The 21,181-nt window shown below is 54.4% G+C and carries 21 protein-coding genes and 1 pseudogene; 13 read left to right on the top strand and 9 right to left on the bottom strand.

Annotated elements, in window-relative coordinates:
• Window positions 1-328: 328 nt before the first annotated feature.
• The 5 genes and pseudogenes from uppS to rpsB form a co-directional block, all read right to left on the bottom strand.
• Window positions 329-1,087 (bottom strand): polyprenyl diphosphate synthase, encoded by a 759-nt coding sequence (gene uppS / locus CAGGBEG34_RS06775; RefSeq protein WP_006682734.1) that lies wholly within the window; start codon window positions 1,085-1,087, stop codon window positions 329-331.
• 37 nt (window positions 1,088-1,124) lie between these two features.
• Window positions 1,125-1,685: a ribosome recycling factor gene (gene frr / locus CAGGBEG34_RS06770; protein WP_006683006.1), complete on the bottom strand. Its 561-nt coding sequence runs from the start codon at window positions 1,683-1,685 to the stop codon at window positions 1,125-1,127.
• Window positions 1,686-1,862: 177 nt separating this feature from the next.
• The gene (pyrH, locus tag CAGGBEG34_RS06765; RefSeq protein ID WP_006683005.1) at window positions 1,863-2,582 is read right to left on the bottom strand and encodes a UMP kinase; all 720 of its coding nucleotides are present in this window, start codon (window positions 2,580-2,582) and stop codon (window positions 1,863-1,865) included.
• Between the two features lie 27 nt (window positions 2,583-2,609).
• Window positions 2,610-3,496: pseudogene (gene tsf, locus CAGGBEG34_RS06760) on the bottom strand (translation elongation factor Ts).
• Window positions 3,497-3,583: 87 nt separating this feature from the next.
• On the bottom strand, window positions 3,584-4,354 hold the full coding sequence (gene rpsB / locus CAGGBEG34_RS06755) for a 30S ribosomal protein S2 (RefSeq protein ID WP_006683003.1): 771 nt from the start codon (window positions 4,352-4,354) through the stop codon (window positions 3,584-3,586).
• Window positions 4,355-4,757: 403 nt separating this feature from the next.
• On the opposite strand from rpsB, the gene CAGGBEG34_RS06750 reads away from it, so the two are divergent.
• From CAGGBEG34_RS06750 to CAGGBEG34_RS11070, 5 genes are all read left to right on the top strand, one after another.
• Window positions 4,758-5,612, top strand: coding sequence for a DNA-methyltransferase (locus CAGGBEG34_RS06750; protein ID WP_006683002.1), 855 nt, complete (start codon window positions 4,758-4,760; stop codon window positions 5,610-5,612).
• Window positions 5,596-6,336, top strand: a complete 741-nt coding sequence (locus CAGGBEG34_RS06745) for a PmeII family type II restriction endonuclease (RefSeq protein WP_006683001.1) — start codon at window positions 5,596-5,598, stop codon at window positions 6,334-6,336. Before CAGGBEG34_RS06750 ends, CAGGBEG34_RS06745 begins: the two co-directional genes overlap by 17 nt.
• Before the next feature lie 21 nt (window positions 6,337-6,357).
• A complete protein-coding gene (gene gatB, locus CAGGBEG34_RS06740; protein ID WP_006683000.1) occupies window positions 6,358-7,986 on the top strand; it encodes an Asp-tRNA(Asn)/Glu-tRNA(Gln) amidotransferase subunit GatB in 1,629 nt (542 codons plus the stop codon).
• Window positions 7,987-8,028: 42 nt separating this feature from the next.
• Window positions 8,029-8,784, top strand: coding sequence for an exodeoxyribonuclease III (locus CAGGBEG34_RS06735; RefSeq protein WP_006682999.1), 756 nt, complete (start codon window positions 8,029-8,031; stop codon window positions 8,782-8,784).
• Window positions 8,785-8,940: 156 nt separating this feature from the next.
• The gene (locus CAGGBEG34_RS11070; RefSeq protein WP_006682998.1) at window positions 8,941-10,629 is read left to right on the top strand and encodes a hypothetical protein; all 1,689 of its coding nucleotides are present in this window, start codon (window positions 8,941-8,943) and stop codon (window positions 10,627-10,629) included.
• A gap of 90 nt (window positions 10,630-10,719) precedes the next feature.
• Here CAGGBEG34_RS11070 and CAGGBEG34_RS06725 read toward each other — a convergent pair whose 3' ends face one another.
• The 4 genes from CAGGBEG34_RS06725 to CAGGBEG34_RS06710 all read right to left on the bottom strand — a co-directional run bounded on the left by CAGGBEG34_RS06725 (window position 10,720) and on the right by CAGGBEG34_RS06710 (window position 14,913).
• Entirely contained in the window at window positions 10,720-12,798 is a 2,079-nt protein-coding gene (locus CAGGBEG34_RS06725; RefSeq protein ID WP_006682997.1) for a M13 family metallopeptidase, read from the bottom strand.
• Between the two features lie 35 nt (window positions 12,799-12,833).
• Window positions 12,834-14,111, bottom strand: a complete 1,278-nt coding sequence (locus CAGGBEG34_RS09700) for an IS110 family transposase (protein ID WP_006682996.1) — start codon at window positions 14,109-14,111, stop codon at window positions 12,834-12,836.
• A gap of 139 nt (window positions 14,112-14,250) precedes the next feature.
• Entirely contained in the window at window positions 14,251-14,583 is a 333-nt protein-coding gene (locus CAGGBEG34_RS06715) for a DUF6788 family protein (RefSeq protein WP_042688098.1), read from the bottom strand.
• A gap of 45 nt (window positions 14,584-14,628) precedes the next feature.
• Window positions 14,629-14,913 carry a DUF5372 family protein gene (locus CAGGBEG34_RS06710; RefSeq protein ID WP_238984964.1) on the bottom strand — a complete coding sequence of 95 codons (285 nt, stop codon included), beginning with the start codon at window positions 14,911-14,913 and terminating at the stop codon, window positions 14,629-14,631.
• A gap of 827 nt (window positions 14,914-15,740) precedes the next feature.
• Between CAGGBEG34_RS06710 and CAGGBEG34_RS06700 the strand changes: the two genes are divergently transcribed.
• The 8 genes from CAGGBEG34_RS06700 (at window position 15,741) to CAGGBEG34_RS06665 (ending at window position 21,178) form a co-directional block, all read left to right on the top strand.
• A complete protein-coding gene (locus CAGGBEG34_RS06700) occupies window positions 15,741-16,229 on the top strand; it encodes an HK97-gp10 family putative phage morphogenesis protein (RefSeq protein ID WP_006682995.1) in 489 nt (162 codons plus the stop codon).
• Window positions 16,226-16,558: a hypothetical protein gene (locus tag CAGGBEG34_RS06695; protein ID WP_006682994.1), complete on the top strand. Its 333-nt coding sequence runs from the start codon at window positions 16,226-16,228 to the stop codon at window positions 16,556-16,558. The genes CAGGBEG34_RS06700 and CAGGBEG34_RS06695 overlap by 4 nt, the downstream gene beginning before the upstream one ends.
• A gap of 11 nt (window positions 16,559-16,569) precedes the next feature.
• A complete protein-coding gene (locus tag CAGGBEG34_RS06690; RefSeq protein WP_006682993.1) occupies window positions 16,570-17,238 on the top strand; it encodes a phage tail tube protein in 669 nt (222 codons plus the stop codon).
• 9 nt (window positions 17,239-17,247) lie between these two features.
• Complete coding sequence (locus tag CAGGBEG34_RS06685; protein WP_006682992.1) at window positions 17,248-17,559, top strand: hypothetical protein; 312 nt, start codon at window positions 17,248-17,250, stop codon at window positions 17,557-17,559.
• 68 nt (window positions 17,560-17,627) lie between these two features.
• Window positions 17,628-17,876 carry a phage tail assembly protein T gene (locus CAGGBEG34_RS06680; RefSeq protein ID WP_006682991.1) on the top strand — a complete coding sequence of 83 codons (249 nt, stop codon included), beginning with the start codon at window positions 17,628-17,630 and terminating at the stop codon, window positions 17,874-17,876.
• Window positions 17,877-17,904: 28 nt separating this feature from the next.
• Entirely contained in the window at window positions 17,905-20,151 is a 2,247-nt protein-coding gene (locus CAGGBEG34_RS06675; protein WP_006682990.1) for a phage tail tape measure protein, read from the top strand.
• Window positions 20,151-20,489, top strand: a complete 339-nt coding sequence (locus tag CAGGBEG34_RS06670; protein ID WP_006682989.1) for a phage tail protein — start codon at window positions 20,151-20,153, stop codon at window positions 20,487-20,489. Before CAGGBEG34_RS06675 ends, CAGGBEG34_RS06670 begins: the two co-directional genes overlap by 1 nt.
• Window positions 20,486-21,178, top strand: a complete 693-nt coding sequence (locus tag CAGGBEG34_RS06665) for a phage minor tail protein L (RefSeq protein WP_006682988.1) — start codon at window positions 20,486-20,488, stop codon at window positions 21,176-21,178. Before CAGGBEG34_RS06670 ends, CAGGBEG34_RS06665 begins: the two co-directional genes overlap by 4 nt.
• The last annotated feature ends 3 nt before the right edge of the window (window positions 21,179-21,181 follow it).

Below are 21,181 nucleotides of genomic sequence, written 5' to 3'. Positions count from 1 at the left end.
CTGTCGGCGCAGCGCAATTGATTCCCAATAGTTGGCACATATTAGGGCCTGTTCTCAATTAAAAATGTGTGCGCGTTGCGCCGATATGCGAGGCTCGCAAGGAATGTGACGAAGCGAATATTCAATATATTTGCAAGACGCATGACGCCGCGAGCCTCNCATATCGGCAGCAACCCCAATTTTGAANCTGATTTTACGGGNACAGGTGAATCCGATCACAGGGCGGTGTTGGNCGGCGCTTGTTTGGGTTGACCAAACGACGCGCCGCCCGCCTTGCCCTGCAACCGGATTCACCTGTTCGCGCGCATGTTTTAATTGGAAACAGGCCCTAAACAGCTTTGGCGGAATACGCAGGCGCTTCGCGCTGCGCGCTGATTGAACCGAAGCGGCGTTCGCGGCTCCTGTACCAGTGCAGCGCATGCGCGAACGCTTCAGCGTTGAAATCCGGCCAGAAAGTATCCGTAAAATAAAGTTCGGTATACGCCAGTTGCCATAGCAGAAAATTGCTGATGCGCTGCTCGCCGCCGGTTCGGATCAACAGGTCTGGTTCGGGCGCGTAGGCAATCGCCAAATATTTTGCAATATCCGCTTCGTTGAGCGCGCTAAGCGAGATTGGGCGGCCCGCGTTGAGCGCATTGGATGCGCATCTGCGCGCGGCCTGGAGGATATCCCAGCGTCCGCCGTAATTGGCTGCAACCGTCAGCGTCATACGCGTATTGTGCGCGGTTTTTGCTTCGGCGCGCTGTATTTGGCGCTGCAGCGATGGCTCGAATCGCGTCAAATCGCCAATGACGCGCAATCGAATCCCGTTTTCATGCAGTTGGCCAATTTCGCGTTCGAGCGCATTGGTGAACAGGCGCATCAAAAATGCCACTTCTTCCTTGGGACGGCGCCAGTTTTCCGAACTGAACGCGAACAGGGTGAGATAGGCAATGCCGCGCTCCGCGCACGCTCTGGCGATGTCCCGCACGACCTCAACGCCTTTGCGATGTCCCGCAATGCGTGGTAATCCCTTCTGTATGGCCCATCGCCCATTGCCATCCATCACGATGGCGATATGCTGCGGAATATGTATTGTGGCTTGCATCAAGGCGGAGAAGGCAGAGAAGGGCGCGACCGACAGATCAAACCGTCAGGATTTCTTTTTCTTTTTCATGCACCAAAGCCTCAATTCTGGCGATAAATGCATTGGTCAGCTTTTGTACTTCTTCTTGCGCGCGGCGCTCGCTGTCTTCCGAGATTTCTTTGTCTTTAAGCCATTTTTTCAATTGCTCATTCGCGTCCCGGCGCAGGGCGCGCACCGCGATTTTGGCAATTTCTCCTTCATGTTTGACGACCTTAACCAGATCACGGCGGCGCTCTTCGGTCAAGGGAGGCATGGGCACGCGCAGGAAATCGCCCTGAGCAGAAGGATTCAGGCCAAGATCGGACTCGCGAATCGCTTTTTCAATCACGGGCATGATTTTCTTGTCCCACGGCATAACGCCAATCGTGCGCGCATCCATCAGCGTTAAATTCGCCGCCTGGGAAATCGGCACGCGCGCGCCGTAATACTCCACCTGAACATGATCGAGCAATCCGGTATGTGCGCGTCCCGTGCGTATTTTTTTCAACGCCTCGCTCAACACCTCAATCGAGCGCTGCATTTTCTGCTCGATGTTTTTCTGAGGATTCACTAAATCCATCTGTAACTCCCAGCCCAGAGCATTTTTAGAGCCTGTTTACGATCTTACTGCGCGCCTGTGAGCCTGTGTCGGGCGGTGCTCGGAATCCTCACATATATCAAATATGCTCCGGTTCCTGCGCCCCGTCCTCCTTGGCTGACAGGCGCTCGCTACAGATCGTAAACAGGTTCTTAGTGCCTATAAATGAATGAGCGTTCCTTCATCTTGCCCGTCCATAATCCGCTTCAGGGCGCCTGTCTTGTTGATCGAAAATACACGCACCGGCAATTTTTGGTCCCGGCATAGCGCGAATGCAGTGGCGTCCATCACCTGCAGATTGCGCTGAATCGCTTCATCAAAACGGATCATTGCGTAGCGGGATGCCGTTGGCGCGCGTTTCGGGTCTGCAGAATACACGCCATCTACGCGCGTTGCCTTTAAAACGACTTCAGCGCCGATTTCAGCGCCGCGCAGCGCGGCTGCGGTATCGGTCGTGAAAAAAGGATTACCGGTGCCTGCGGCGAAAATCACCACTTTTCCCGCTTTAAGATGATGAATCGCGCGCGGACGGATATACGGTTCAGCGACCTGATCCATCCGCAGCGCCGATTGCACGCGCGCTTCAATGCCCGTCTGGCGCATCGCGTCTTGCAACGCCAGCGCATTGATCATTGTGCCGAGCATTCCCATATAGTCCGCGGTGGCGCGATCCATGCCGGCCGCGCCGCCCGCCACGCCCCTGAAGATATTGCCGCCGCCAATCACGACGGCAAGCTGCGTACCGAGCTGTACGACTTCCGCGATATCCGCCACGATCCGCTCAATGGTTGCGCGGTTAATGCCGAAAGCATCATCGCCCATCAGAGCCTCGCCGGATAATTTCAGCAGAACCCGTTTGTAAATAGGGGAAGCGGGCATGAAGTAGGCGTTCCTGGCAATTACAGATTATCGGGCCGCGGCGGCTTGCGCGGCCACTTCGGCGGCAAAATCATTCTGCGGTTTCTCGATGCCTTCCCGACCACATACAAGGTGAAACTGTGGACTGAAGCATGCGCGGCATGCAGCATCTGCTCAACCGTTTGCTTGTCATTTTTGACGAAGGGCTGGTCGAGAAGCGCAATCTCTTTCAGATATTTTTGAACGCTGCCCTCCACCATTTTTTCGATAATCGCCGCCGGTTTGTTTGATTCAGCGGCTTTTTGACGCGCAATGCTGCGTTCTCTTTCAATCAGTTCGGCGGGTACATCGGCAGCGGATAAGGCGATCGGCTTCATCGCCGCAATATGCATGGCGACATCTTTGCCAATGGATGCATCCGGCCCTTGATATTCAACCAATACGCCGATGCGCGCGCCATGCAGATAGCAGGCCAGGCGATGCGCGGTCTGAATCCGTTGAAAGCGGCGAATAGCCAGGTTTTCGCCGATTTTTCCGATGAAATGGGCGCGCATTTGATCCACCGTTCCGCCGGATGGAGCGCCTTCAAAGGGAAGCTGCAATAGCTCCGCCACATTGGCGGGCGCCTGTTTTACGACCCATTCAGCCACTTTATTTGCAAAATCAATAAAGTCCGCATTTTTGGCGACGAAATCTGTTTCGCAATTCAGTTCAACCAGTGCGCCGGCGTTGCCATCGATATGCGCGGCGATGACGCCCTCAGCGGTAATGCGCGCAGCCGACTTGCCCGCTTTATGGCCCAGTCTGACGCGCAGTAATTCTTCAGCGCGTTCGAGATTCCCATCGGCCTCGGTCAGCGCCTTTTTGCATTCCATCATCGGAGCATCCGTTTTCGCGCGCAGTTCTGCAACTCGGCGCGCAGTAATTTCCACCATAGTGTTCTCCCGTTCTAAGGCATTTTTCAGCGGCTTGCACGGCGCAGCGATGCGCTTGCGCCAGTGGCAATCTCACTGAAAAATGCTCTAAATTTCTTCCTGAATTTCGACAAATTCTTCGTCTGCGATATCCGCGCCGTCCGCGGCGTCACGTGCAGACTCCACCACCTGTTGGGTTGCGTCCGCGCGGCCTGCGAGGATGGCATCTGCCATGCCGCGGATATACAGCGCAGCGGCTTTGCTTGAGTCGTCGTTGCCTGGAATAACGTAATCCACGCCATCCGGAGAATGGTTTGTATCGACGACGGCAATCACCGGAATATCCAATTTCCCCGCCTCGGCCAGCGCAATCCGGTGATAACCTACGTCGATGATAAATAGGGCGTCTGGAATGCCATTCATATTTTTTACGCCGCCGATCGATTTTTCCAGTTTTGCCAGGCGGCGCTCAAACATCAGCGCTTCCTTCTTGCTCATATTCTCAAGCGCGCCGGATGCGGCGATACTTTCCATTTCCTTCAATTTCTTGATCGAGGCCTTCAGGGTTTTGAAATTGGTCAACATACCGCCCAACCAGCGGATATTGATATACGGCATGCCGGCGCGCGCCGCCTCCAACGCAATGGCTTCGCGCGCGCCGCGCTTGGCGCCGACGAACAGAATCGTGCCGCGACCTGCTGAGATACGCCGCGCATATTGCAGCGCCTCGCGATACATCGGCAGCGTTTTCTCAAGATTAATAATATGGATTTTATTGCGATGGCCGAAGATATAAGGGGCCATTTTCGGATTCCAAAAGCGCGTTTGGTGCCCGAAATGGACGCCCGCTTCCAGCATTTCCCGCATCGTGACAGACATGAAGAGTCTCCCCAAGGGTTAGGACATAGACCGGCTGCGACACTTGTTAGAGCCTTTTTCAGCGGCTTACACTACGTCACTTCGCGCTCGCCGTATGAGCTCGCTGCGGGGTCGCCTCCATCGCTACGCGATGGAGACCTGCTCCGCCCGCATCGATCTCCATACTGTCTTCGCGCTCGTTCCTTGTGCAATCTCGCTGAAAAAGGCTCTAAAAATTAGAGTACAAGCACCCTGGATGCGCCGGTCCGGCATTCATGCTTTATTGGCATTCCCATCCGTTGTATCCGGAAAACCAACTGAAGCAACTTAGAATTCTAACTCACCTTAGGCGCTCGCCCTGCCGGTTGAGCGCGCGGTGGCTGCTGCGCGGTAAACTGTTAAGAAAGTTTGTCTGGGGTATACCATGCCTGTTGAAACGCTGATCAAAGAGGGAGATTGTCTGGACGTATTACAGTCTCAGCCATCCAGCAGCATTGATTTGATGATCACTTCTCCCCCATATGCAGATAGCAGGCAAAGTACTTACGGAGGCATTCATCCGGATCGCTATGTCGAATGGTTTTTGCCGCGCGCCGAGCAATTCCTGCGCGTGCTTAAGCCAACAGGCTCTTTTGTGCTGAATATCAAAGAAAAGGTGGTCGATGGAGAGCGCCATACCTATGTGCTGGAACTCATCCTGGCGCTTCGCAAACAAGGGTGGTTATGGACAGAAGAATATATCTGGCATAAAAGAAATTGTTATCCGGGCAAATGGCCTAACCGTTTCAGGGATGCATGGGAACGCTGTCTGCATTTCACTAAAGAGAAAAAATTTAAAATGAATCAGGATGCAGTCATGATTCCGATGGGAGACTGGGCCGGTTCCCGTTTAAAAAGTCTGGGTAAAAATGATGTGGTCAGATTTGACTCGAAAGTAGGCAGTGGATTTGGAAAAAACATTGCGAATTGGGTGAGGCGCTCAATGGCATATCCAACAAATGTATTACATTTAGCGACAGAGTGTGGAAATAGAAAACATAGCGCCGCGTTTCCACCTGCTTTGCCAGAATGGTTTATTCGAGTATTTACGGATTTGGGTGATTGGATACTTGATCCATTCGCTGGATCAGGCACGGCATTAAAGGCCGCAAAGGGATTAGGGCGTAATGCGATGGGGATCGAGAGATGTCCAGAATATTGTGCGCTTGCTCAGGAAATTTTAAATGACGCGCAGTTGGTTCTGATGCAGCCGGAGAGCCATTATGTTACCGCACTTTAAACGACAACTTTGTGAATTTGTAGAACGAAATATTCCCGATTTTCATTGTCGCCGACTTGAAAGTCTGAAAAGGCTTAAACTCAAAGATATCCTGAGGAGGAAAAATCCATATTTGTTCAGGGCAAAGAACACATTTACGGCTGAAGAGCTTGTGCGCTCCATTCTGGACGCCTATCTGTCCTCACAGGAAGAAACGCTTTTTGGCGCTTTTCTTGAGCGGGTTGCCATTTTTATTTGTCAATGTTGTTTTAATGGCAAGAAATCAGCCGCCGAAGGCATTGACCTGGAATTTATGCGTGATGATGTTTTATACATCGTATCCATCATGTCCGGGCCAAATTGGGGAAATAGCAGTCAGTTAAAAAAGTTACAGGACAATTTCCGGAAAGCCAAAAAGATTCTTGGCGCCAACACGATGGGACGAAGCATTGTAGCGGTGAATGGATGCTGCTATGGGAGAGACAATAAAGAAGATAAGGGTGATTATTTAAAACTATGCGGAGAGAATTTCTGGAGTTTTATATCAGGGGAAGCTTCATTGTATCTTGATATTATTGAACCGTTGGGACACACAGCAAAAGAATGTAACGAAAATTTTCATCGGGAATTTGTCAAAGTTGTCAATCAATTTACTCGTGAATTTCTGGAGGAATTCTGTTTGATAACGGGTGAGATTGATTGGGAGCGACTTGTACGCTTTAACTCCTGCGCTGCTTATCCATAAAAATCGGATCAGTCAACCCAAATGAACTGGGAAATTATCATCGGCCTTGAGACGCACGTTCAATTATCGACGGTCTCAAAACTATTTTCCGGCGCTTCGACACGCTTCGGCGCGCTGCCGAATATGCAGGCATCCGTGGTGGATCTGGCGCTGCCGGGCGTGCTGCCGGTTGCGAACCGGGGCGCGGTCGAGCGCGCGATTCTGTTTGGTCTGGCGATCAATGCAAGGATTGCGCCCCAAAGCGTTTTTGCGCGCAAACATTATTTCTATCCGGATTTACCGAAGGGTTATCAAATCAGCCAGCATGACCAGCCCGTTATACAGAATGGCGCGCTGACGGTTGAAATTCCTGCGCGGGGAGCGTCTGAACAAAAGGCGTATCAAAAAACGGTACGCATTGCGCGCGCGCATCTTGAGGAAGATGCCGGGAAATCGCTGCATGAAGCGGGCGCAAATCGCAGCGGAATGGATTTGAACCGCGCGGGAATCCCGCTGCTTGAAATCGTCACTGCCCCCGATCTGCGCACCGCGGCTGAAGCGCTCGCGTATGCAAAGGCGCTGCATGCGCTGGTTGTCTGGCTTGGGATTTGCGATGGCAATATGCAGGAAGGCTCATTCCGCTGCGATGTGAATGTTTCGGTGCGTCCGTCCGGGCAGTCGGCGCTTGGCGTGCGCTGCGAAATCAAGAATCTGAATTCATTCCGCTTTATGGAAGCGGCGATTCAGGCGGAGGCGTGCCGGCAGATTGAGCGTATTGAAGAGGGCGGCGCGGTCGAACAGGAAACGCGCTTGTACGACCCTGAACGGCGCGAAACGCGCCCGATGCGCAACAAGGAAGATACCAAGGATTATCGTTATTTTTCGGACCCCGATTTACTGCCGCTCATCATCGATACCGCTTGGGTAGCGCAGATGCGCACGCTCCTGCCCATATTGCCCGATGCGCTGCGCGCGCGCTGGAAGGCGCAGTATGGGCTGGGTTGCGAAGAAACACGGTGTTTAACTGCGTCGCGCGCGCTCGCGCGCTATTATGAAATGGTGATGAAAAACGCTCTAGATGCGCCGGAAGGCAAAAATGCTCAAGAGATCGCCCGGATGGCGACCCACTGGATCATCGGAGAACTCACTGCACAACTGCATCGCGACAGAATTGAAATGGAGGAATGCCCCATCTCGCCCGCGCAGCTTGCCTGTCTGCTGACGCGCATTCAGGACGGCACGGTGTCAAATAAAGCCGCCAAAGAGGTTTTTCAGACGATGTGGGAAGAAAAGGCGCGCGATATCGATGCGGCGGATCGCATCATTAAGGCGAAAGGGCTCAGGCAGATTTCTGAGTCAGGCGCGCTTGAATCCGTGATCAATGCGGCGCTTGCGGCGTATCCGGAATGGGTCGAAGAATTCCGCGCAGGTAAAACAAAAGCGTTCAACGCGCTGGTCGGGCAGGTGATGAAGGCAACCAGCGGGCAGGCAAATCCGCAGCAGGTGAGCCAGTTGCTCAAGTCCAGATTAGAGCATTTTTCAGTCGATTTGCCCGAGGAGCGAGCGCGAAGACAGTATGGGGATCGATGCGGGCGGAGCAGGTCTCCATCGCAAAGCGATGGAGGCGACCCCGCAGCGATCCCGAATACACGGAGCAGAGAAGCGACATAGGGAAAATCAGTGAAAAATGCTCTAGACAAATAAGTGCGCATTATGACCGCCAACCTGAACGGCATCCGTTCGGCGGCGCAAAAAGGGTTTTTTGACTGGTTCGGCGCGCAGCAGGCGGATATCGTCTGCGTTCAGGAAGTCAGGGCGCAGTGCGGCGATATCGCGCCTGAATACCTGAAGCCGCATGGCTATCACAGTTATTTCCATTTTGCGGATAAAAAAGGCTATAGCGGCGTGGGCGTATACGCGCGCCGTCCGCCCGATGCGTATCTGAGCGGCTTTGGCAATCCAGAGTTCGATGCGGAAGGGCGCTGCCTCGAAGTGCGCTACGGCGCGTTGTCGGTCATTTCGGTGTATTTTCCTTCCGGTTCGAGCAGCGAACTTCGCCAGGAAGCGAAATACCGCTTTATGCACGCCTTTATGCCACATTTGATTGCACTCAAACAGGAGCGCGAAGTCATTCTCTGCGGTGATATCAATATTGCGCACAAGGAAATCGATCTTAAAAACTGGCGCAGCAATCAAAAGCATTCAGGCTTTTTACCGGAGGAGCGCGCCTGGCTGACGCGGCTTTTCAATGAGGCCGGTTATGTCGATGTCTTTCGCAGGCTTGACGCACGCCCCGATCAATATACTTGGTGGAGCCATCGCGGCCAGGCGTATGCGAAAAATGTCGGCTGGCGGATTGATTATCAGATTGCAACGCCTGCGGCTGCGGCGCGCGCAATACAGGCGGAGATTTTCAAGGAAATCAAATTTAGCGATCATGCACCTTTGATCGTGGATTATGAAGACTGAACGAATCCGGCCAAGCTTTTTATCAGAAAAGTGTCGAAGCAGACAGAGTCATCATCCATCAATTCCAGTTCTTTCTATTCGGATATTATTCTTGTTCTGTTTATTTTGAATTCTTAAAAAGAATTGCGCTTCAATCTTCTGAAAAAGTGATATACAATGTTTAATATTCCCCCACTTAGCCAAGTTATAGATGTAGTTAACAAAGAAATCCAAGCAGAGGGTCGCCCATCAATAGAATGGCCGCCACAGCGCCCAGAGATGGATAATCAACTAATACAGGATGTAGTGCATCCAGAATCATTAACGCCAATATCTGAGGCGCAGAACAACAATAATATTACCCATCCCGGTAATCCTTCCAGCATCTCAGAACTGATCGATTGCTTGAATATTCCTGAGGTTTGGAAAAATACTTTAAAAGAAAAGTATCCGCTTTCAGATCTTTATAATTGCAAGAGCTTATACGATTCTATCGACCAAGTTGCCAAAAACATAGATCTGATAGCGAAATATCGCAACGCAACATTTGGACCTAATCCAGGAATTGAGCTGGATGAAGTTTGTCAATGTCTAGAGGAACTCGGGGCCGAAGCATCAATAAACGCCAAAGTTCACTGGGTGCTGAGATTCTTTAACTTGCTTTCTGATAATACTCAGGATTTGCTGACTCGCAATTTTAGCAGTGCGCATCCAGCAGCCAAACCAGTAAGTAATTTTCATCGTTCTCAATACTGCAGTCTCGCATTGACATTATTCGAGATTCAAAGCGGTAGCCCCGCTTGGGTTAAATTCCTAGAACACCATGCGTTTCAACGGTCTCCGGATCCGCTTCAGCAGTGTATTAACAATGACTCATACGGGCGCTGCAGAAGTCTGTATAGTTATATTAACGTCGCCCACACGAGCAATGGGGTTATTACTCAAGAAAAACTTACTTCTGCCGGCTTAAGAAGATTATTTAATCACTCAGTGAGCTCGGTGAATTCGGCGGACTTGCAACCACAATTTACAGTCGCACAAACAAATCCGGGTTCTCTTGACCACATCCTCCTTTCCAGTATCAACTTTAGTATTGAGCAGTTGATCGATGAGTTAACATGTATTTCTGATGATTGCAAAAACGCGCTCAAAAGCTTGTATCCATTATCTCCATATTATGATTGCAATAGCTTATTTGAGCCTTTCAATACAGTCTCTGACAATATAGGTTTGAGAGAGACATATATCGGCGCAGGATTTGATCAGTCTCAGGTTGACCGGTATCTAGCAGAACATACGGCCGAAAAATTCATAAAGCCCAATTTTCATCGGGTATTGACAGTTTTTAATATGCTTCTGGATAATGATGGCGGTTCATTATTTACAAGACTTCAGGCTGCTTCATTATCGAGGAAAATAAATAAAATACAGGACCTTCAGCGTATTAGACACTGCAGTTTTGCATATTCTTTAGTCAACGATGTAAAGAATCTCCTGAATATAGAAGAAACGGTGCAAACGTTTTGGAAGGATTATTTAGCAAAGGAGACCAGAATCCTTCCAGGGACTGCAATATCAGATCTGATATTTGATCATTCAAGCAAGAGATTCATCTTGAATAGCAGCGCGCCAGGACATTCTATTCAGGGCCTGAATACAGAAGACGATCAGGCGTTCAAATACGTCCAGTACTGCGCTGGACTGCTTGAATCGCAGATGTCGAAATATATTTACCTCTCTAAAGAATCAGTTGGAGAATATCTTCCGGATGGAATAAAAAAGACCGCTTTGGAAACTTTTCTTAATTTTAAGAAAGATATTGTACAAAGCATGAAAAATAAACCAAATATGGAAGACTTTGTATAGGGAATCTTTTGACAAAGATTATAAAAAATATATAGGGTCAGCCATACAGCGACCCTATATCTAAACTGGTTTAAGGAATGGAATACATTCCTACCAAATCTTAACCTGCGCCTCTTTGTCGCGCGCCATCGCGTCGCCCGCCTCGCAGTTGAACGCTTCGGAAAAGCTGGAAAGGTTGGACGGCGCGCCAATGGCCCGATATTGCCCCGGCGCATGCGGATTCGTATTGAGCTGGACTTTAAGCGCTTCCGGTCGGATATTCTCGCGCCACACCAGTCCCCAGTTCATAAAGAAGCGCTGCGGTTGCGTATAGCCGTCGATCTTGTGCTTTGCAAGCGCGGGCTTTTCGTTCAATGCACTTTGCAATGCGTCATGCGCGATTCCGAGTCCGCCCAGATCGCCAATATTTTCACCCAGGGTCAATTCGCCATTCACATGCAAACCGGGCAGCGGCTCATATTGACTGAACTGTTCGACGAGCTTGGCAGTGCGCGCATTGAATTCCTGACGGTCAGCGTTGGCCCACCAGTTCACGCGATTGCCTTGGGCATCGAATTGACTGCCCTGGTCATCATAACCATGTATCATTTCATGACCGATGACCGCGCCGATGCCGCCGTAATTCAGCGCATCGTCCGCCTGCGGGTGGAAGAACGGCGGCTGCAGGATGGCGGCCGGGAAGTTGATCGTATTGTCGGTTGGGTTGTAGTAAGCATTGACGATCTGCGGCGGCATCAGCCATTCTTTCCGGTCACTCGGCTGGCCGACTCTTGACATTTCATAGGCATGGTTGAATTGCGCCGCTGCGCTCCGGTTGCCGAAATAATCCCCTGCTGTCAACTTTAACCCGGACCAGTCGCGCCATTGATCTGGATAGCCGATTTTCGGCAGGAAGGTCTTCCATTTTTCAAGCGCTTTCTTCCTGGTGGCCTCACTCATCCAGTCCAGTGTTTCGATTCGTGTTTTCAACGCCGCGCGCAGACTGTCAACGAGCGCCTGCGCCTGCTTTTTGGCATCCGCCGAGAAATGCTGCTTGACGTAGAGCTGTCCCAGCGCCATGCCGATTGCGTAATCCATCGTATAGATCAGCCGTTGCCAGCGCGGCGTGATTTCTTTCTGTCCATTGATCGTTTTGCCGAAAAAGGCGAAGTTCTCGTTCTGGAATGCGGATGAGAGATGCGGCGCGGCATCGCTGAGTGTATGAAAGCGCAGATACGCCTGCCACTGTTCAACCGGCGTATCGGTCAGCATCGCGTTGACTTCAGCAAAGAATTTGGCCGGGGCGAGCGAGAACCCGTTTTTTACATCGGCGCCTTGCGCTTTGAAGAACGCGCCCCAGTCCAGGCGCGGCGTAATGGCATTGGCTTCATCGACGCTGACAAAATGGTATCGTTTTTCCGGATCGCGCAGTTCGGCGGGTAAAAGTGAGACCTTTGCGAGGCGCGTCTCGAATGCCAATACCTGTGCGGCCTGACGCTGAGCCGCGCCGGCATCGATGCCAGCAAGCTGCAGCAGGCGGGCGATATGGGCGGTATAAGCGGCGCGGGTATCCGCGTAACGCTCTTTTGTGTAGTAATCCGGCGAGGGCAATCCCAGGCCGCCCTGGCGAACATAGGCGATTTGTGTGGCAGAGTTTTTGTGGTCCGCCATGCGGAACAGAATGAAGACATGCTCCATGCCGCGGGAGAATGTATCCGACAGATAGCGCACGATAGAGGGCGTATCGTGCAGTGCGGCAATCGCGTCCAGTTCCGGTTTGACCGGATCGAAGCCCGCGCGTTCAATCGCGGCTTCATCCATTCCCGCGGCATAAAACAGGCCGACCAGTTGTTCAGGCGAACCGGCTTTGGCGCTGCCCATGTTTTTTGCGGCGGCTTCAGCAATCGCGCGCTGATCCTGCAGGCTTTGATCACGCAGGATGTCAAAACTGCCCCAATCGGTTTTATCCGCCGGCACGGGATTTTCTGACAGCCATTTGGCGTTCACGTACTGGTTTAGATCAGCGCATGCGATGCGCCTGTCCGGATCGATCTCGCCTGGCTTCAGCCAGTTTTCCTTGAAGGAAGGCTCTGTTGGATCTGTTTGATTTGATTTTCCAGCATTAGAACATGCAGCGAGCAGAAATGCAGCGGTACATGCAGTTACGATGGCGCGACGATGAGTTTGCACTCTGTTTCTCCGTATAAAAGCATCTGTGTTGCAAGTCAAGTGGTTGGCGCTGGATTTTCCTGCCAGGGGGAGCGGCGCTGGACGAGGCTGTTCAGGATAGAGAGCAGCTTACGCAACACAGCGATCAGAGCTTTTATGGGTTTTCCAGCGGCTCGTAAGCGTTCGTAGAACGTTTTCATATCCTCGTTGCAACGAGCCGCCGATAAAGCCGCCATGTAGAGCACGCGCCGCACGCGCGCCCTTCCCCCCTGCATAAAGCGCTCGCCTTGATGCTTACCACTATCGTGATTGAAAGGCGCGCCCCCTACCAAGGCTGCCAGAGACTGATGAGCACAACGACCTAACTCCGGTAGAAAAGCTTCCAGATGCCAGGCAGTAAGATTTCCAACACCCGGCACAGAAGTTAACAAGGCATGCGTTTCCTGCATCTCTGCGGTTTTGGGTTGCTTTTCGATGGCTGTCTCAACGTTGCCTATCTCCTTGTCCAGCCAACGAATATGGGCTTTGAGCGAACGCTTGATCACCGTGTCCGTACAATGCTCCAAGTGATTTTTATCTCTTTGTAGGTCCTTAACCCGCTGTTCACGTCGCTTGATCAGCCGCCCCCAGATGAGTTGGCCCGCCCAGGCTCCGCCGTAGGCGCGCTTGGGAAAACGTAAGCCGCTTTGCGTGAAGCGCTTGACGACCGCATAGGCACTACCAGTTTTCTGAAAGAGGCGAAACACCCACTGTACAGCACCGCGAACCTCGTCATTGGGATCAAGGACAATGCGACCTTCATCGTCATAACACAGGCCAACTGGCAGGGGAAACCGCAATTCCCCCTTCTGTGCTTTGTTAAGCTTACCGCCCTGGAGGCGCCCGCGCAAAAAGTGTAGTTTGGCCTGCGCCATTGTCCCTTTCAGACCTAACAACAGCCCGTCGTTGAAGTCCCCTGGATCGTAACAGCCATCGGCATCGATAACCAACGTATGGGTGAGTGCGCATAACTCCAACAACCGATGCCAGTCCAGGTTCGAGCGCGCCAGACGCGAGACCTCCAAAGCAAACACCGCGCCCACTTGCCCCATCGAGACATCTGCCACCAGTGTCTTGAAGTCCTCGCGTCCCTTCATCCGTGCACCCGACTGACCCAGATCCCGATCCAACGTGCGGATGGCCGTCTCTGGCCAGCCCAGTGCCAACGCTTTGTCCCGCAGCGCATACTGGCGTTCGGTACTCTCCTGATGATGCCGTACCTGGGCCGGAGTCGACTGACGGATATAGATGTACGCCGGTTTGCTGTAGTGCTGTTCGGTGATCTTGGTGATCATTCATAGCCTCCTCGGTCGCTTCTAGCGCGGGGGCCGCCGTGAGCCAAGCTTCGAGCATGTTGGCGATCAGCACGCCAGCAAATTGCGCATCGACGGAGGGAGTGAGCAATGGCAACGGCTGGTGGCTCATCAGGTCCCCTTAAAACGCTTCTCGGCGACGTAACAATTCGCGGTTGATCTCGCAGATCGCTTCGATGATCTCGCGAACCCGATGATAGTTTGCCAGGCGCTTGGTAACGTCGACGTAATGGGCTTGTGGCACGTAGTCCATTTGCGGTCGACGGCCGGAAAAACTCACCGATAGGTAGTACTTGGGACCGTGACCGGGAGTATGGGCGCACTTGCAGCCAGGTTTGCCACAACGCTTGTAGCGCTCGACCAGTGAACCCCGCAAAAGGGTCTCCAACACTGGCATTTGCCGTACCAACTGGGTGCGGCGTCTGCGCAAAGTGGACGATGGAGTATCCTGCATTATCAGACCAGTTAAATGTATGGTCTGATAATAGATCGACAATGTTCACTGATCAAGCCCTTTCCTAAATGACTCCTTGGAGGGGAACGTGGTGAGGCGCTCGACCAAAGCGATCAGCTCCAGCAGCATGTCAAGATCAAAGTAACATGCCGAGGCTTCACGATTGCCTTCGGCAGGCAGCGCGCCCCAGTCAGTCCATTCACGGTTAAGGCTGAAGCTGCCACGCTCCGAGTGCGCTAGGATCAGCGTGTCGATACCTGAAACTCGTCGCGTCTTCAGGACTGGAAATCGTTGACCTTTGAGCGGATGAAATGGATGACAGATCTCCACCCAACCCAAAGGCTCGTTGGATGTATGTGCAGTTCGCACTGACTATCGCGATTCGTAGCGGCCTCGTTCCTCCCTTTGGTTTAGGTATTTCTACCCCCCTGACGGGGGAGAACTGGTAGTTTTGCTCGCGTAGTTGCTTCTGCAATGCCCCGATCACTTCTGCCTCTCCTTGGGCGATAACCTCTTCTACGGCCTTTCCATCCATTCCAGGCGCGCCCTTGTTGGCTTTGACTTGTCGCCAAGCCTCCCAGAGCACATCGGTTCGATAGACTTTATCGTACAGACTGTAGAATCTGACCTCCTTTTCCTGCTTGGATTTACGATATAGAGCTCTCTGGAGCTGTCGGACTTTTAGGGCTCCGTTCCTAGCGGTTAAGCAATCGGACATTCTCCACTCCTTCAAGACTCATTCACTGAAGCAGGGCCCCTTCCCTCTCGTCTGGTTTCCCGGACAATACAAGCGGTACCATGCGCCCCGCGGAATTCTGACAGGGCCTGCATTGACTTCGGTTTCGCCTTATACAATGCCGTTTCCAGCGGCCAACTGGAACTCTATCAGACCTCCCGGCCTACGACGTGAAACAGTCACAGCGTGCAACCTCGAACACCCCGGCACCTGTAAGATGGGACAACTGCCTATTTGTATTCCATCCTCTGTCAGCCTTCCCGTGGTCTAAATACGGTCGGCAAGTGCATTTCTGGGTTCACGAGGCTTATACGGGTTCACTTTCGTTGTGGCCCGCTGTTTTGCATTTATCGTTCAAGCTCACTTGAGCCTGCAAATCGCTTCACAAACCCGACCTCCTGCTAGACGCCCGAATAGGCAATTGGCGTCAGGGGACTTTCACCTCATTTGTTCCACACCTGTACCGGCGTGCCTAGACCGACGCCTGCAGGGCCGCATCGGGCGTTCCGCCGTGATGGCCGGCGCACGGGTGATTGCCCGCGAGGCCCAAGCCCGCGCGCCCGTGCTGGCCGCGCCCACGCCGCAGCGCAAGCCCGGCACCCTTAAGAAAAACATCCGCGCCAAGGCGGTGCGTTCCAATCAGACGGGCCGTTGGGAAGCAGTCGTTGGCGTGCGCACCCTCGGTGCTAAAAAGATCGTGGACTTCAAGGCGCAGACGGGAAAGTCTGGTCAGGCCAATCCCGACGATCCGTTTTACTGGCGCTTCGTTGAATTCGGGACGGTCAAGATGGCAGCGCGCCCCTTTCTGCGGCCTGCCTTCGAGACCAAGAAACAGCAAGCGGCGGATACCATCAAAGCGCAACTTAGAAAGCGGATCGAACAGGCCGCAAGCCAAGCGCGGCGAGGATGAGTCTTGAAACGCGCCTCTTCGATGCGCTCAGCCGGCCGCTGCTATCCGGTTGTTTTGCCCGCCTCGCTGACTATCTGGCCCGCGATCTGCTACACCTTTGCGGCTATCGTTCCGGAAAACACCGTCTGCGGTGCATCCGACCAGGATGTCTACCGGCTGCAGCTCGATCTCTACGGCCCGACTACGACGGCCTGGCGGACTTGCGGCTGGCGGTCTTCGCGGCCATCGAGGCTGCCTTTGAATCCGCTGAACGGCAGATGGACATACCCGAATTCGAACCGGACGCAAGGCTACATCGGCGGATTATTGCTTATCTGATTTTCTTTTAGGAAACACCTGTATGTCCCAAGGCGCAACCACCCCCTTCAAAGGCTCAGCCTTTTTCATCGAATCCGGCTCAGGGGAAGCCAAGAGAAGTACCGATATCCGCCAGACGAACCCCGCTGTCGTTACCATAGCCAGCCACGGCTACCGCACCGGCGAGGTGGTCACGATCACCGGCATGGCGCAAGCGGGCATGATGGAACTGATCGACGGCGGCTATCCGGTTCAGGCGCTCAGCGACGATACCTTCGCGCTGATTGGCATCGATGCGAGCGCCTATCACGCCTACACGAAAGGCGCGACTGCTGCGGCCAAACAGTGGCTGAACGTCTGCGAGCTGAAAACCATCAACAAGCAGGGCGGCAGCATCGACCAGATCGATGTCACCACGATCTGCTCGGCAAAAAAGGAATACGAGCCGGGCCTCGCTGACGAGGGCACCCTGCAACTCGATTTCAACTACGCGCCCGCCGCCGCCGCGCAACGGCAACTGGCCGACTACGAACGTCACAGCGCGACCTTCTGGATGAAGCTTACCTTGCCGCGCCGCCAGGGGCTGCTGTTGTTCAACGGCTCGCTGCAACAGGGCAGCAGCTTTCAGGGCGGCGTCGGCCAAGTCTATACCAGCAACGTGACGATCAAACTGTCGGGCGAAGTCGTCCATATCCTGCCTACAACCACATGAGGTGAAAAGATGCCTGTCAAACTTTTAAGAGCCGCGTTTCAGCAAGCCGCCGCACCCCGCTACACGCCCGTCGAATTGCCGGGCATTGGCCGGGTATTCGTGAAAGAATTAACCGTGGGCGAGGTCAACCTGTACCGAGACGAAGACGAAGCCGGCGTCAATCTGGGCCGCAGTCTCGCGCGTATCCTCTACGCGAATGAGGACGGCGAGCGCCTGTTCGATCCGGACAACCCCGATGACGTGGCCCTGCTCAACCGGCTGCCCGCCCGCGTATTGCGCTGCCTGAATCAAGCCACTGAGGGAGAAGCGGGAAAAAACTGAGGGCGCGGCGGCGGTTTCAGATCGAACTGTCGCTCGCGCTGGGTAAAACCCTTGAAGAGATCGAGGCGATGCCGGAGCAGCACTTCCACGAATATGCAGCCTATTACCGCGCGCAGCCCTTTGGTCACTGGCGGGAGGACTTCCGCTTTGCCTATCTGTTGGCAGCTATCGCAGGTATGCTGGGCGGCCAGGGCCAGACGCCCGCAGACTTTATGCCGTTTTATCCGCCTGCCGATCCGCACGTGCCGCAACATGCGCTGCAACAAGCGATTGAAGCGGTCTTTCCGGACGCCGTCGTCGTGCAGGCGCACGATTGAAGCACATAACCGATAAAGGAGTCTTGCAATGGCCGGCGACCTCGGACGGCTCAACATTCTGCTCGGATTGAATGCGGCGGAATTTACCGAAGGGCTGTCCAAATCCGAATACGAAACGAAACGCTTTACCGACCGCTTCGCCCGTCAAGTCGGACGCATCGCGGGCGTGTGGGCCGGGATCAGTTCCGAACTCACTCATAAGCTGCTGGAGTGGCCGAAGCAGGCGGTCGAGAGCCTGGAACGGACGATCACCGAGATCGGCCAGATTGGCCTGGATGCCTCGCGGGCGGGTGTATCCATCCGCGCCTTTCAGGAACTCGCTTACGCCGGGCAGCAGGCCCACGTCAGTGTCACCACGCTCGGCAGCGGCTTACGTTGGTTGGCCAGTCGACTGCAACAGGCCGCCTCCGGCGCGCGCAACCAGGCGCGGCTGTTTCAGGCGATGGGGATCGCAGTCCAGGACGCGCAGGGCCGGTTGCGTTCCACCCGCGAGGTGATGCTTCAGGTGGCGGACGTCTTTGCCCGGCTGCCCGATGGACCCACGAAGTCGGCGCTGGCCTTTCGTCTGTTCCGAACCGCAGGCGTCGAGCTGATCCCGATGCTCAATGAAGGCGGCGCAGCCTTACGCGAGGCGGGCCGCGAGGCGCAGCGCTTTGGTCTTTTAGTCGGCCAGGAGGCGGTGGAGGCGGCCCAGCGCTTTCACCACGATCTGACGAAGCTCAAAGCGCAGTCCCGCGCGCTGAGCCAGCAACTGGCTGTGGACGTGTTGCCAACGCTGACGAAGTGGCTCAGACAGATGCTGGCCCTGGTCGATGCCTTCCATGCCGCAAGGCAGGCTATTAGGAGTTTTTGGGGCGCGTTGTCCGTGATGGCGCTGCACGACCCGAACAAGGATATACAACAGGACATTCAAGAGACCACCCGGCGGCTGGCCGAACTGAAAAAACAGAAACGAGAATTGGAGTCGCTCACCGGATTCAAACGCTGGTGGGAAAGCGGCGATATCGCTATTTTGAATCAGCAGATCGCGGGCAATGAGAAAGCGCTGAAGTATCTGCACCTGCTGGCGGAGCGCCAACAGGCGCTCAATGCCTTGACGGCGCACCCGGCCCCGAAGTTACCGCAAGACTTAGGGCTTCAAAACCGATTAGGCGGCGCACTGTTTCCCCGCGCGGAAAGCAGCCGGATCGAGAACGCCATCCAAAGTCTGAAGCGGTATATTCAACGCCTGAAAGCGGAAGCGGCGGGTCTGAAAGAAAGCGCCCTTGCCCGTGAAGCGGCGGTCCGGCTGCTCGATCTGGAGACGGCAGGCTTGAACAAAAACAGCCGTCAGTATCAGAACCTTCGCCAGCAACTGGAAGCCGCGCTGCAACTCAAAGCGCGCGCGGAATTTGACAATCGCCTTAAAGATTGGCGGGAGAGCAATACCCAGGCCTTGGACCAGCTGCGCTTTGAAATTGATCTGATCGGCAAAAGCCGCGCGGCCATCGCGCAACTGACCGCTGCACGCCAGATTGACCTTCAGGTGCGGCAATTGCTCGCGGAGGCGCAGAAAACGGGACTGGTGCTTGACCAACAGGAAGTCGAACAGCTTGCCTCGCAGGCCGACGCCTTCAAGGCTCAGGTGCGGATGCTGGAAGCCGTGAAAGCCGACCGTCAGGCGATCATCGATCTGTTCAGTGGTATTGAGCGCGCCGCACACGATGCGTTTATGAATCTGTTCGACTCCGGCAGAAGCGTGTTTCAGCGGCTCGGCGACATGCTCAAAGCCTCGGTGCTGGAGCTGCTCTATCAACTGACCTGGAAGCGCTGGATCATTCAACTACAGACGGAATTTCTGGGTGAAGGCGGGTCGGGGTTCCTGAGCGCCATCGGGCATTTCATCAAAGGCGTGTTCGGCAGTGCGGGGGCCGTCTCTTCTACCGCCCTCTCCAGCCAGGCCGCTGGAAAGCTCGATGTGGCTCCGAGCGGCAACCGTGCACTGCCTCACTTTGCTGTCGGCGGGCGGCCTGTGCCGGGTATCCCCGCGCTGGTCGGGGAACACGGGCCGGAGCTCTTTGTACCGGATGTGGCGGGTCGGGTGGTTCCGAATGCCGTCTTACCCAGGCTGGCGGGACCCGCCAACGTCACTGTCACCGTCAACACGCAAACAGGCGTTTCTCAAATACGCGATCAGACCTCAGATGTTCCCCTCTCCCAGTTGGCGCAACGCATCGGGGGTGTGGTGCGGCAAGTGATTGTCGAAGAACAACGGCCCGGCGGGTTGCTCGCCTGATGGAAACCTTTGCCGTCTGTCCGCAAAGCGCCTCGTTGACGGAAAAGCCCCGGCTGCTGATTGCCCGCTACAGCGATGGATATGAGCAGCGTGCGCCCGATGGACTGCACCCGATTCAGCAGGTCTGGCAGCTGAGCTTTCTGTTCAAGGGCGAAGCGCCGTATCAGGCGCTGGTTGCGTTTCTCAGGGCACATCAGGGCAGTCGTCCGTTTCGGTGGCAGCCACCGGGTGAGACAGAAAGCCAGTTATTCCGCTGCTCGGAATGGACGCCGCAGGTCGAGCCGGGCCGGGTGTGGCGCATCCAATGCACCTTTGAGCAGGTGTTCGACAGCGTATGACGATCCAAACAGAAGTCCAGAAACTCAGTCCCTCCGCGCTGGTGGAACTGTTTGAGTTGGATTTACGTCTATGGGGCGGAGAAATTTTGCGTTTCCATGCAGGCGTCAACGCCCTGGGCCGCGATGTGGTCTGGCAGGGTCAGCCCTATGTCCGGCTGCCGATTGAAGCCGAAGGCTTTGAGCGGCGTGGTCAAGGCGCGCTGCCGCGTCCACGGATCAGGGTCGCCAATATCGGCGGTCTGCTCGGGGCCGAAGCGCGGGCCTTTGAGGATTTTGTCGGCTGCCGATTGATACGCAAACGCACTTTTGCGCGCTTTCTGGATGCGGTCAATTTCCCAGAAGGCAACCCAGAGGCCGATCCGAACCAGCACTTTTCCGATGAAATCTGGTGTGTCGACCGGAAGGCGGCAGAGAATGCCGTTTATTTGGAGTTTGAGCTGGCCGCCTCCATCGATTTGCCGGGCGTGCGGCTCCCAGGCCGGCAGGTCATTCAGGCGACCTGCACTTGGGTTTACCGCTCAGCCGAGTGCGGCTACACAGGGAACGCATATTTTGATGAGAACGACCGGCCCACCGCTGATCCGCACCAAGATCGGTGCGGCAAGCGTCTGTCCAGCTGCAAATGCCGCTTTGGGGAGTATGGCGTGCTTAACTTTGGGGGCTTTCCAGGGGCGGGGTTGACGCGGTAAGGC

This window comes from Candidatus Glomeribacter gigasporarum BEG34, assembly GCF_000227585.1.
Taxonomy (GTDB): Bacteria; Pseudomonadota; Gammaproteobacteria; order Burkholderiales; family Burkholderiaceae; genus Glomeribacter; species Glomeribacter gigasporarum_B.
Note: the sequence above shows the minus strand (reverse complement) of the source record. Positions and strands in the feature narration are given on the sequence as shown.